At 54.8% G+C, this 13059-nt stretch carries 9 protein-coding genes and 2 pseudogenes; 6 read left to right on the top strand and 5 right to left on the bottom strand.

The features are described from left to right. Nucleotides 1-72 precede the first annotated feature (72 nt). Nucleotides 73-1272 carry an aminotransferase class V-fold PLP-dependent enzyme gene (locus tag BSG17_RS16840; protein WP_089826341.1) on the bottom strand — a complete coding sequence of 400 codons (1200 nt, stop codon included), beginning with the start codon at nucleotides 1270-1272 and terminating at the stop codon, nucleotides 73-75. A 360-nt stretch (nucleotides 1273-1632) separates the two neighbouring features. On the opposite strand from BSG17_RS16840, the gene BSG17_RS16835 reads away from it, so the two are divergent. The 4 genes and pseudogenes from BSG17_RS16835 to BSG17_RS26145 all read left to right on the top strand — a co-directional run. Further along, nucleotides 1633-2508 (top strand): ParA family protein, encoded by an 876-nt coding sequence (locus tag BSG17_RS16835; protein ID WP_089826177.1) that lies wholly within the window; start codon nucleotides 1633-1635, stop codon nucleotides 2506-2508. After that, entirely contained in the window at nucleotides 2508-2945 is a 438-nt protein-coding gene (locus tag BSG17_RS16830; protein ID WP_089826175.1) for a DUF7970 domain-containing protein, read from the top strand. Before BSG17_RS16835 ends, BSG17_RS16830 begins: the two co-directional genes overlap by 1 nt. Nucleotides 2946-3785: 840 nt before the next feature. Next, entirely contained in the window at nucleotides 3786-4988 is a 1203-nt protein-coding gene (locus BSG17_RS16820; protein ID WP_089826339.1) for a site-specific integrase, read from the top strand. Between the two features lie 21 nt (nucleotides 4989-5009). Next, nucleotides 5010-5153: pseudogene (locus tag BSG17_RS26145) on the top strand (transposase); the annotation flags it as partial. Nucleotides 5154-5249: 96 nt separating this feature from the next. On the opposite strand, the gene BSG17_RS28630 reads toward BSG17_RS26145, so the two are convergent. The 4 genes and pseudogenes from BSG17_RS28630 to BSG17_RS16810 form a co-directional block, all read right to left on the bottom strand. Next, complete coding sequence (locus tag BSG17_RS28630) at nucleotides 5250-5435, bottom strand: DUF5591 domain-containing protein (protein WP_170864834.1); 186 nt, start codon at nucleotides 5433-5435, stop codon at nucleotides 5250-5252. Between the two features lie 117 nt (nucleotides 5436-5552). Continuing rightward, nucleotides 5553-6467, bottom strand: coding sequence for a DEAD/DEAH box helicase (locus BSG17_RS27535; protein ID WP_211609180.1), 915 nt, complete (start codon nucleotides 6465-6467; stop codon nucleotides 5553-5555). 110 nt (nucleotides 6468-6577) lie between these two features. After that, nucleotides 6578-7771: pseudogene (locus BSG17_RS27880) on the bottom strand (AAA domain-containing protein); the annotation flags it as partial. 512 nt (nucleotides 7772-8283) lie between these two features. After that, on the bottom strand, nucleotides 8284-9114 hold the full coding sequence (locus BSG17_RS16810) for an IS5 family transposase (RefSeq protein ID WP_089826171.1): 831 nt from the start codon (nucleotides 9112-9114) through the stop codon (nucleotides 8284-8286). Between the two features lie 687 nt (nucleotides 9115-9801). Between BSG17_RS16810 and BSG17_RS27530 the strand changes: the two genes are divergently transcribed. Both BSG17_RS27530 and BSG17_RS16790 read left to right on the top strand, forming a co-directional pair. After that, nucleotides 9802-10005 (top strand): VNG_1110C family protein, encoded by a 204-nt coding sequence (locus BSG17_RS27530; protein WP_089826169.1) that lies wholly within the window; start codon nucleotides 9802-9804, stop codon nucleotides 10003-10005. Nucleotides 10006-12327: 2322 nt separating this feature from the next. Then, nucleotides 12328-12780: a lamin tail domain-containing protein gene (locus BSG17_RS16790; protein ID WP_170864833.1), complete on the top strand. Its 453-nt coding sequence runs from the start codon at nucleotides 12328-12330 to the stop codon at nucleotides 12778-12780. Nucleotides 12781-13059: the final 279 nt, after the last annotated feature.

The following is a 13059-nucleotide window of genomic DNA, read 5'->3' as shown; positions in this document are numbered from 1 at the left end:
AACCAACAGGTCTCTTCTCACGTCTCTATTTTTGAAAATTATTTCCCACTACCGAATGTGTGATTCGAGTGTTCAGAGGTACGAACAAATCCGCTCGACGACGTACGCTGCTTCGTCGTCAGTCAAGCACATCGGATTAATTGTGAACTCACGGGCGTCAAGGCTGTCCGCTCCAACGAATACACGTGGGTCTTCCTTACGGAGTCCTCGAACGAGATCTACTGTCGTTATCCCGGCCGTTGATTCGTCAACACTGACAACGACTTCTGGGGCAATCGCAGTTTTATCGGACTCTGTCGTATGGGTTGCAAGCCCGGGTTTTGTCGCTAATTCGGATGCAATCTGTTTCGAACGGTCGAGCCACTCTGCTTCGAGTGCGTCATGGTCCTCCTCGACGAACAGTTCGAGTGCTTTGATGAGCCCCGCCAGCTCTTCTTTCCCAACCTTGAGTGAGCGACCAATCCCCTGTTTGGGGACTCCTGAGAGCGTCTCGGTATCAATAAGACCCGACGGAAGCCACACATCTTTGGCAGCGTGCATATCGAGATGCTGGAGTGCAACAGATTCGATAAGGTCGCGCCGTCCCGCGAGAATACCCGTCGTCTGCGGGCCACGAATCGCCTTACCCCCACTATAGACCACGAGGTCTGCACCTTCGTCGATAAATTGCTCTAGGTTCGAGACCGGCGGGACCTCTGCTGCAGCATCGACAATTACCGGGATGTCGTGAGCGTGAGCGATTTCAGTGACTACCTCAAGCGGGGGGTCGGTATAGATCTTCTCGAGGTAGAAGATCGCCGCTGTGTTGTCTGCAATCGCCTCCTCGATTTCCCAGGGTTCGATATTTCGAGACCCGGTACCGAGGTGACGGTCGTTCGAGCCAACGTCGACGATTGTCGCTCCTGCGGCCCGAATCGCGTGATCGTATCCTGTTCGGTGGGTCCGTGGAGCGAGTATCTCATCGGGAATATTGTGCGTCTCTGGGAGCTGGGCCATCACTTCGAGATCATCGCCTGCAAGACAGGCCGCTGCAGCCATCATGAGACCTGCTGAGGCACCACTTGTGACGTATCCCGCTTCTGCACCGGTTACATCAGCGATAGATTCGCTTGCCCGGGATTGTAGGTCCTCGATACGCACAAATGATTTCGAGGCTTCGATCATTGCTTCCATCGCTTCGTCTCGAATGAGGCTACCACTAATGCGCGTCTTTGTACCCGTTGCATTGATTACTGTTGGGACTTCCAGCTGCTCGTAGATGGACTCTGACATCGTGTTAGATGTTCTCGTGCTCGCCATGCGCATAAGTCACTCGGAAGTTGTCGTTGAGTCCACAGAGGATCACGGTCCCTACTTCGAAGCTGAGCCCGAGGCGAGTCACAGCAATCAACATGATTGCCGTACTTTAATCGGGGCATGGTAACCCTTCTATTTCAACATGCACAACATTAATCACTTTATTACATTTTTTTCATGTACACAAAGTTATGCATGTCGGTGCTGTTTGTGAAGTCATTTATCTCGTGCATGTGTCCCAATTCATTCCTCTCGTGCATTCTTCTCCATGCAAAACAAGAGCCACATCTTCGACAGGCACCACATTTTTATACGTTCTTAGTATGAACCACCGCTATGCCCACATCGGAACCTAAAAAATCGCCCCGTGCCGTCGCCGTGAATGTCCTCAAAGGCGGGTTCGGCAAATCGACCACCGCCATCAATCTCGCCCGCGAACTCGGTGACCGAAACAGCACTGCTCTCCTCATCGACCTCGACGACAACGGCCACACGACGTTCAATCTCGGCTACCGCGACCGCTACGAAGGTGACAACCACCTCCAACAAATCCTCATCGACGGCGCCGACCCCGCCGGCCACATCGTCTCGGTCACCGACAGCCTCGATTTACTGCCTTCACACGAAGCCCTCGAAGACGTCGAAACCAACCTCCAGTCGGCGATGGCCTCGAGTCAACGCCTCCACCGAAACGTCGTTGACCCCCTCCTCGGCGACGGGTACGACTATATCGTCGTCGATACGCCCGCCAACCGCGGGAAACTCAATGACAACGCCCTGTTCGCGACCAAACACCTCATCGTCCCACTCCGACCCGAAAGCGGGTGGGAAAGCGGCATCACCCAGACCAACAAGCGACTCATCCAAGAAGCCCGTCAGTATTTCGACCTTGATCTTCTCGCATTGGTCCCGACCGACCTTTCAGAACGGCTCGACCAGGATACCCGCGACCGGAACCTGCTGTACGCTCTCAACCGCCGAGACGATCTCGCCCAATTTGTCCCTAACTTCGCCCGGCTCACGCCTTCAGATTGGGACGCTATCGACAACGGCGAGTACACTGGTGAACTCCCGGGTATTCGTCACCGCGCCAGCATCGATAAGGCCCATCGTGCTCGCCAACCCTTACGCGATTACGACCCCGAGTGTGACCAGCTCGCCTGCTACGCGGAACTTGCTCAGATTGTCGAAGTCGGCGGGGTGATTCGTTAATGCCATTCGACGATCTCGCCGATGAGATCAGTGATGAGATCGAAGAGGCAAATGATCCGGGTGATGAGGCTCTCGGCGAACTAGCCGGTACCCTCTCCGATAATGAGAGTACAGACGATTCTACTGAAGCCGACAGCGAGTCTGACGACGACTACAATCCAGATACTGATCCGGCATTCCCTACGGCTAAAAGTCAGACCCAACATTCCGTCTACTGTCTCCCCAGGACCTGGGAAACGCTTGATGGTCCATCCGGATTACTGTTCGAAGCTGAAATCGCTCTCCGACGGAACGGCTATGGTGCGGTCCAGAAACGCGAACTGCACAATGCCCTCCTGCAGGCTGCGGTCAACGAACTCTCTGTTGAGGATATTACGGATCAATTCATTGCAACACGGACCGAACGCGTTGACGGTCCCCTCATTGACGACGGCTAGGTGGTACAGCCGTCGGTTAGGCATTAAGAGCAGTAATATGACGATTAGAAATACGCTCTTGTGTAGCACATTGTTGATGGAAGGAGGTCTGGTCAAGAGAACGAGATCAACAATCTCCGACAGATGAGCGATAGGCCAAAGTTTGGGGTGTGTCTCTGGGTTGTCCTCAGCGGGTAGAGGCTCGCCACATCTCCTCGTTACCATTCGTTGCAAGGGGAGGCTCCGAACACAGACCGAAGAGTTCGTCGTTCGGGACGAAGACACCCTACGTGATCGGGTACAAATTCAAGATTGAATTACGGCAACGATGTGACTGACCCCGAATCCGCCGTCTATCGCTGTCTCCGGTCGAGTGGCGGTTCCGATCAGTACTCCTTAACCGCGAAGATGGTCTTTGACCAGTTCACGACCTGGCTCACAACTGGGACATCGATATCTTCGAGTCGGTCGAGGAAGACGGCGATTAGATCATCCGCCGCTCTGCTGATCTGCGCAATTAACGTGTCCAAGTCGGCGAAATTTCGACCTCGACTGCACAGGGACATATTTTTGTACATTTGATATAGCGCCATACAGTATACCTGTGTGAGCGCCACCCGCGCATGCGATTTACTAATTGTCGTTGTGTATAGTCCACTCCTGCATAAGCCATAGTATTAAAAGGTTGGTAGTTCAGTTCTAAATTGTGAAAACCCGATTCTCAGATTACCCCGACCACGCAGCTTCCGGGTTACCCAGTGGTGAGAGACCGTGAACAACGGGTCTCACTCCAAGGGTGCAGCGGAGAAAGAGGCTGCGACAGACGAATCCAAACGCGAGAAACGCTACAACTGGTCGCAGATGGACCTCGAAGAGATGGCCTCAATCTACTGGGCCGACATGGCACCGAAGCGACGTCGCGAAGGTTTCGACGAAGATCGGGACGTCCCGTCCTACGAGTGGCTCACTGACTACGGGTTCTCGGGGATCGCATACGCCCTGCGTGAACACCACGACCTCACACCGCGCCAGTTCTTCGTCAACGTTGTCGGCCTTGGAGACGGTGAGGATCCCGATGAGTGGGTGTGGGGCATCGACCACCAACCGACGGTCGACGCTCTCGACAGCTATCTCCGAACGCTCGGCACGCTCGGGAAGCGCACCGATAGCACCGTTGAAACACACCGGACCCGACTCACCAAGTGGGTGCGGACCTATCGGGACTTACATGGGACGGACGCACTACTCGCGTCGCTTGACGACGTATCGAACCAGCCACGGGAGATGAATCGTTGTTACGCGGTGCTCGAAGTATTCGACAACGAACTCTCCACCAACCGCTCGAAGCTCGAATATCTGACGGTCATCCAGTCGTGGTATCAGTATCTGTTCGGGCACCAGTACGCACGATACAATCCCCTCTCGCAGGTGCAGAACGATATCGGATGGGAGGCAGAAGAGTCCGACCCATCGGCACTCTCGCCCGCGCAGGTGCGTCGAATCTACACAGAGGTATCGGACCCAGAAGAAGAACTTCTTGTCGTCGCACTCGCCGGCTGGGGGCTTCGACCGTCTGAGGTGGCTTCCCTCCACAATCAGCAGGTTGTGCTTGATGGCGACGATCCACACCTTTCGTTTGGTGACGGTGAACGAAAGAACGGGCCAGGCGAGGTGACGCTCATGTATGGCGTCAACCTACTTACGGATCGTGTCGATACCCTCGCTGACCGCCAGAAGTGGAACGGTCACCTCTTCCCGTCGCGTTCCTCGTCAACCGGACACATCTCCGTGTCGACGGTCCGTCGCCGGTTCAAGCGGGTCGCCGATCGGGCCGACGTCATCGTCGACGGCGACACACCGACGCCGAAAATGGGCCGGCGGTTCTGGTACTCGGTATATCAGGAGGCGGTCAGCGAGGTCGCCGCCGGACTGGAAGGCGTTGCAGCTGATCAAGGGAGTTCGAGTGTCGATGTGGTTATGCGGAACTACCTCTCCGAAGAGCAACTACGGCAGGCTCGCCGAGAACGGATGCAGGAAAGGTTAGCTGAAGCATTTGTGGGGTGACTAGAACTACTCCTCGTTGCCGAAGAAGATATGATTGTCGTACTCAATGGAGTACCGTATTTCCGAGCGTCGTCCGTCACGCATCTAGCGGCCCGTCATAACCTCATCCTCGCGAGATTGCCGGCATACTCTCCAGAGTCAAACTATATCCGACGATGGCATCGAACTGGTGTCCATACGTGTCACGATATGTGACTGGCTGATCCCCAACTAAATCGAACTGTGCTTGGTCGGCACCGGTGAGTACATAATCATAGGTTGTCACTGCGGGCCCTTTTTGTACTGTTCAGGGACTGGACCGTACATCCCTGATACTGTCTCTTTGTGGGCTTCTTCCCAAACACCGGCATCAACGAGTCGGTCACGGACGACTTCGTGGGTCTTCGATTCGCTGTAGGGCTTCTTGTCGCTACAGGAGATGAGAAGACAGACATGGCTCTCGTCCAATATCTTGTATAAATACGAAGTTCAATACATCTGTGAACGTATCTGTCCGGCTGTACTCAGGCACACGCAGAACGCTGATACCGACCGACGAATCTGCTGCGTCCACGCTGATCTCTCTCAGAGAGACAGGAACGTCGGGTCGACAGCATTCAGTCCCAGAACCGTATCGAAGTAGTCATAGAAGTCTTGGTATAGGTCGGTGCACTTGTCGTTGTTCTCGTATCGGAGCGTGTGGAAGTCGCCGACGACCGCACAGTATCGCTGTGCGCGCGTCAGTGCGACGTTGAGCCGTCGCGGTCCGTCTTCCGAGCGGCCGAGGAATCCGATGTCGCCGTCGCTGTTACTCCGGACGAGCGAGATGAGTATCGCAGTCTTTTCGCTGCCTTGGAAGGAGTCGATCGTATCGACCGAGATATCGCTTGCCACTGCAACGTGCTCGGAGAGCATCCGCCGGAGAAGACGAACCTGGGCCGCGTACGGCGTGATGATTCCAATTTCCGCTGCCGGCACGTCCTCGAGGAGGTCGGTGATGAGGTGCACAACCATTCGCCCTTCTGTTTCGTTAGCATATGAGTGCTCCACGACATCGACGGGACCACCGATGTTGTACCCCTCGATCGCGGGCTTGTTCGGCAGTGGCTCTATCCGTTTGCCGTTTCGAAGCGTTCGATCGTAGAACCGCCGGTTCGGGAAGGCCGCGATATCGCGGTGCATGCGGTACTGGGTTTTGAGCTGGAGTCCGACCCCCTCGTAGACACCACCTTCGGCATAGAGATGTTCGAACAGGGAAAGACCGTACCCCGACTCCGGCGGTTCTTCGGTCGCACTAAACGGCGGGAGCTGTCGGTGATCGCCCGCGAGCACGACACGGCTGCCCCGAGACAGGGGGATACACGACGCCGTACACGTCGACTGTGTGGCCTCGTCGAGGACCACGAGCTCAAACTCTCGTGGAATCGTCGCAGCACTACTGTTAGTCGCTGCAACGACCTGCGGCCGCTCCTCGACGCTCCCGTACTGTGTGCGGACCACTGTGTGGGCGACCGCGCTGCGTTCACGCGGTCAAGAACGAACTCGCCGCCCCCGTGTTGGCTGTAGGCGTGAAGTGACTGCGCGTCGACGTCATCGGGGGTGGACGCGCCGACAACGAGGTTATCCACTGCCTGATTGGAATCGGCACAGACGAGCACGTCCTCTCCGGCGTCGACGGCTCGGCGAACGATCTCCAAGAGCGTCCGTGTCTTCCCCGTTCCTGGTGGCCCGTGGATACAGAACAGATCGTCTGCCAGCAGTGCGTACTTGGCTGCAAGTTCTTGTTCTTGGTTCAGCTCAGCATCGAATGTGTCGCTCCGTGCCGCGGCGTCATTGGAGAACGTGACTGGCCGAGTCCCTGCGAGGACGTCTGAGAGACGGTGCTCCGAGAGCGCTTCGATTGCCTCGCGTTCCCTATCGAACGGGACTGGATTCAGGAGTTCCGAGACACCGAACTCACGGTCCGATGTAAGATAGGTATCGATGACTCCGGAGGCGTCGATGTCGGTCCAATCCAGCGTGAGCCACACGTTGAGACCGCGGATTCGACTGACTGTGGCTGCGACAGGAAATTCGTTCGGTGCATCACCATTGGGCGAGTTGATCAAGACCTCATTTCCCTCATAGATTCCGAACTCGTGCTCAACGAAGAACGCCCAGTCGTCATTTCGCTCGGCTTCAAGCTCTGGGTCAAGCTCGACTCGGAACTGATACTCGCCGTCTGTGGTCCCCCTCGCTGCAAGCGACGGAATTGCTGCACCGCCTTGCGTGTAGATCGCGCGAGCGGACTTCGACGCTACTCGGTCGCGGTTCGCGACTCTGGTCGCGTTGCGTTCCTTATTGACGTACTCAGCGAACTCTTCGAACAACCGATCCGATTCGATCGGGTTCGAAGGACCCTCGTGGTTGTTTAAGGGTGCGTCGTAGCCGGCTGGCAGCGTCTCGGGCAAGTAATCTGAGTGCCAGTACCGAATCCGACGAGCGAGTTTCGTCGCGCCGAACTCGTCGGCCGTGATTGGCTCGTGTCCGTCTTCGCCTTGAACGATGAAGATCGGGCCGCGCACTGCGTGGTCTGTGTAGGCGACGTACTCGTCTGTCAGGGTCGCATCGTCTGGTCCATGGAGTGGAATACACGTCCACTCGTTTTCGGTGTCGTGCAGCGAATCGTGATGGCAGGCGAATTCGGCAATCGGACGAACCGGGATGTCTGTCGAACCCGTCTCCAAAGCGTGAGCAGTGACAGCATACAGGGAGGCTTCGGCGGGCGAGAACGCTTCCACAGCGTGCTCGAACAGTAATGACATCTACCGAGGCAATTCAGATGGAGTGACATAACGTTTCGCGTCTCATAACTGTTCGTCTTCGAAACAGGATGTCATCACGGGAGAGTGAGTGCTCCAAACAGTGTTGTCCTGAAATCACTCGAGAGACGCCCTCTCTGCAGTACTTACACTTCGATGACGGGGGGTCACGAGAGATGTGGCATCCTCCCCGCCCTAAAGTCGTGGGCTTCCCACGCCCGATTGCGCTGGTTTGGGAACTTCCGTTTACGACCCGACGCGCCGATGGGAGTGCCACGCCCCCGTTATTCGTCTCCTGTGAAGGACTTCGGGTTATCTGATTCTTTTGTGTCAGGTTGGTCGTCCGAAGGCTTACATTTTAATGAGGCAAACACCACGTCAGCTGCCAGTTTTCGGACAGTCACTCACGATGGGGAACCATCGCAACGACAGACACAGAAACGCAGTGTGGGCAGTTGTACGTTCGGGTCACAGTGTTTGAACGGCTGTGTTGAATCGCCATACGGCGTTCGAATTCACCGATTCACGAACCGTTTGATGTTGTAGACCTCACACATCAGAGCGATCTCTCGGAACTCACGGAACCAAGAGCGCGCTCGCACGGCGAAGCCGAGCGAGCGCTTGACAGCCGAGTTCACGGTCTCGGTCATCGATCGCTGATTGTAGCGCTGTTCATCGATTCTCGCGTTGTGTGCATGGTCGTACGGAGCGAAGATTCGATGTTTGATCAACGGTCGAATCCCAAGCTCACGGAGATTCTCACGAAGTGCTTCCTTGTCGTAGCCCTTATCAGCGGCGAGAGACCGCAGATCGCCCGCGTTCCGGCGGGCGATCTGCTCAGCGAGGTCTGAGTCGCTTCCTTCCCGGTTCGTCGAGCAGTGAACGTCAAGAACAGCTTGAGAGTCTGTATCGACGAGCTTCGTCACTTTGAGCTTCTGGACGCGGTAGCTTGGTCGCTGGCAGTAGTGACGGCTTGCAGCTGATCGTTCGTAGAACGTGGCGTCGATTGCGCCGTGTTTCGAGGGGTCGTGCAGCTGCGCCGACTGGCGCAGCAGCACTCGACAGACACTCATGCTGATCCGGTCGAACGCCTTACACAACGTAGGTGGTGAGGGGAGATCGGCCTTGACGCGGCCGATCTCCCCGGTTATTTGTGGCATCTCTTTGAGCAGGTCGATCGTCATCCGGTAGGACGTATCGAGGCAAATCCGCAGACAGTGGAGGGAAACGAGCGCATAGTCGGCGAATCCGCCGCCTCCTTCCGGAGCGGCGGATTCGTCTCCATCGCCAGTACCTCTTTGAGCAACAGGGACAACTTGCCCAGTGAGGCGGGAGATTTGCGTCATGGACAACCAAATCCTCCCGCTTCAACTCCTTTGATTTAGCGACCAATCCCGACGCCGTCTAGTGATTCAACACAGCCAACGTCTCCTATTACGGGGGGTACCTCTACGAGGTCGACGGTGAGTTATTCGTTACCGAGTATGCGGGCTCATCGAGCGAGTAGAACCGCACTACTTGGGATCGAAGCCGCCGAGATCGTCCGACTCAGCGTTAGCAGGCGGTTCCGCTGGCGATTCTCGGTCGTGTGGCGTTGAAGCGCTCGGATTCGTCGCTTCGGTTTCGCGGGCTCTGTCTGCTTCTTCGGGCGTGACTCCAAGCGATTCGAGGGCTTCAATGACAGCTTGTCGGTACTGCTCTGTGTCATCACCGTACTACTCGTGGGCCATTCGGACGTACTCGTTGGCTCGGTCATCGAACCGCTCAATGCGTTCAAGCGTGCGCCGAGCAGTTTCAGTCACCCATCGATTAGGAGTGTCGGCGTCGACGACGGCCAGATGCTCAGGGCGGAGTAAGACGTTGACAGTTCCGTCGTCGGTTTCGTAGGTACACGGGGTTTGCCGACGACAGCGACAGATGCAGGCGATTCAGTCGACCACATCTAATAAACTTACGATAGAAAAAATTTCTGTTTTTAGAGAGTAGTACAAAACATAGCGGTTATTACTTGGGGGATTTGACTCCTTCAAAACGTGGGAAATGCAGAGTGGTTCCGAGATAGTACCCAAATCAAGCTCTCGACAGATGGGCTCGGGGAATTACAAGAGGATTTAGAAGAGAGATTCGTAGTAACGATTGTTTCTGAAGAAAGTTCGATCAAAATTGTTGGCAGCCCGGTCGTTATTTCAGAGGTTGAGCGTTGGCTCTTGTCTCGGGGTGTAATTGATGATTATTGACATCCTCCCCGCCCTACAGGGCGAGGATTCCACGAAGTGGAGTTTAAGCTTCCGTGTTTCCTCGGGGTTCAAAGACGCTTTCGCGTGACCCTTCGACGGTAGCCGTCCAATTGTGACCGAGGACGTGCATTTCCCTCCACGACAGGGTATTCAGCCTGTTGGGTACTGCCATTCGCGTCTCCATTACGAGAACGTGGCAGAGCGGTTCTGGTTTTATTACCCATCACGGTCGCTGGTCGAAGACCAGTAGACGGTGAAACCGCCGTGCCGAGTATGGGGAAGACCATCACCATGTGGTACGGTGGAAGCCCAAAAGATATGTATCCAAACTCAACGCGCTATCGATAATGAATAGTGTAGTCAACTGTCGGATTCATCCCCGCGTTAAAGACGGGGGCTTTCTCCTCGAACTTCCGTAAAACTTCTACAAGGTGTATGAGCGCTGATTCTAATAGCGACCGTGACCGTTGCGCTGGCACAACGGGACATGGTACTCGATGTAAATACCCAGCAATCCCTGGCTTGGGCCTCTGCCCGCACCACGTAGACCGAAGACAGTTGGACAACAGCGACTAACATTAAATCCCATATATCAGTGGTGTAGACTGTCGCGTGAGCCGTCTCCCCTTCACGGCCCGCTTACAGACCCCATCCCTTTGTGGACCCTTTCTCACACCCTAAGACACAGGAATATTGCTCTCTGAAGACATAAACACAAAACCCTACCCACGTATGGTGATTTAACGATGGCAAGCACCTGTGCACACCCCGCGAGCAACGGACCATGTCAGCGAGAAGTCGGCGACGGCGTCGAGTTCTGTTTCATGCACTTGGGGAGCGGACCACCGCCGGGACACGGTGCACCACCTGGCGACAATCATGCAGTCAGTAACGCCGGCGGTGGTGCTCCGAAGGGCAATATCAATGCCATGACCCACGGCGCGTTTTCTGACTAGCAGCAGCACGACAACCGACTGTCGGGGAGGCGAGAGGGCACACAGACGAGATCTATGCGTGCACATTGGCCCGTGCACGAATCACGGCACCGGAGCTGTCCAACGACTCGCTCGCAAGGAGGCTGTCCTACACCACTTGTAGGGACTTGCGACAAGGGGTACGTTTGGGATAGCAACCGATTCTCCGCCGCGTACGTCTCGATCGTGCCGACGAGAATCCGTTAGCTTTACTACAAATACAGAACGTGTCTCATCTGCCAGTGAGGCCCCCGTCGCCTTGGGCATAGAACTGACGTAGGGCGTCACTGGTTCCGTCTCCTCTGGTCGACACCGAGTCAGAGAGCGGTGAGGAAATCGATACATCTTGAGTTCATACGGGCCTGACAGTGAGTTTGTAAGAACCCAATAGATGACAGATTAGTAACTCTGGGTGTCGGGGGGTATGCCGAGAAGACCGGGCGGAACCAGTAACGCCTTGCGTCGTCTTCTGCTCGAGACGATGGGGCGTTACTAGCACCTGAAACATATTCCTTGTCTGAATTGAAACTAACGGTTCTCGTTGCTACGAGCCAAACGGATCAGCTACTCAGAAAGAACCCGAACACCGTCACGCACACGTTCAAATTGTATCTCCTCTAAGATGTCTCGGCAGGTGGTTGGCGTGAGACAAAGCAACTCGCCGTCGTCTGTTTCGACCCACTCAGCGCCGGTCTCCGTGTTCCAAAACTGTGGTGTCCACACCCCAGACTCGAACCGTTCCCAGAGATCAACATCCCCATAGTACTCCCCCTTACTGCCGTGATAGATCATCCCTTCATCATGAAATTGACCATTCGTTTCATGCTTAAATAACCATCGCTATCAATGAATTTTAGAATGAGATATAAAATTTGAGATACAGCTGTCTATGGCTCGTCCTATCTAAGGGGGAATTGAAGAAGTGGTCGAGACCAGATGGCGGTCTGGTAGTGAACGGGCACGGCGGTCGAGTATGGTGCCTGAAACCACTGTTCGAACCACTTCTCTGTGACCGCTGTCATCTCTCCGTTGAGAGGTGTTCTATGAGTGTTTTGTGGTAGCTGATTCTGGTTTGATCACTTTTTTTTCAGGGAGACAACGACCCTACCGCACAAGACCTGTAATAAATATTTCTTTGATACTAATTAAAATAATATATTGCTAGCTGAAATAATTATGGTGCGGTTCTATTCAGTAGAATGATATTCTATTTTTATTGGAATTCTATTCTATCACACAATCTATTAGAACATAGAGGAATACGCGATAATCTGGAGTGGCATCTAGTCAACGGAAGTTCATTGCAGGGCTTGGCATCGCTGTCGCAGGTGGCGCAAGCGCACAAACTGTGCTCGCACAGGAAGACGTCTCACTCACTATCACGTCGGTGAATTCCGAGGAAGAATACGTCGTCATCAAGAACGAAGGCAGTTCGACTGTCGATCTCTCTGGTTATATCATGGAGTTCGAGTACAAACCGAACGTCAGTCAAGACAAGACGTTCCCCAGTGGAACGACGATCGAAACTGGCCAGTCAATCGTTGTTGCATCAGGCGCAGTCGACGTCGCTAACGCGGACGTCACATTTGATTACGATGACTATGAAGTAATCAACAACGAGTCAGACCAGGTTGCAGTCCTCACCCCCGGCGGGAACGTTGTTGCTTCGGCGAGGTACCGTCTGAAGCCCCAGAAGAGACTGCGACTCCGAACGAGACTGCGACTCCGGACGAAACTGAAACCACAGAGTCGACGCCGACGGTCGAAGAAGACGACTGTTAGCGAACTCGGATTTTTTTGAGTCAGTTGAACCACCGCACCAGACTCCACGAATACCGTTAGCACACTATCTGATGGGTAGGTAGTTCGATTGGTGGTTCTGGAAGAGTCACCCTCAGTGGGGCTCTCAAGCCCCTACAGTCCGTGTAAACTCCAATGAAGAACATACCAAAGAACTCAACTGAAGGTTGTGCCTCCGTACTTAGTGCGGTCCCAGGCATGAGACAGCTACCGTGATTCCCTTGTGAGTAATCCATCCCTCACGGGTTGTCTCTGTCTGTCATCCTGATATCGTCCCTCA

The sequence above is a fragment of the Halogranum amylolyticum genome (assembly GCF_900110465.1).
Taxonomy (GTDB): domain Archaea; phylum Halobacteriota; class Halobacteria; order Halobacteriales; family Haloferacaceae; genus Halogranum; species Halogranum amylolyticum.
Note: the sequence above shows the minus strand (reverse complement) of the source record. Positions and strands in the feature narration are given on the sequence as shown.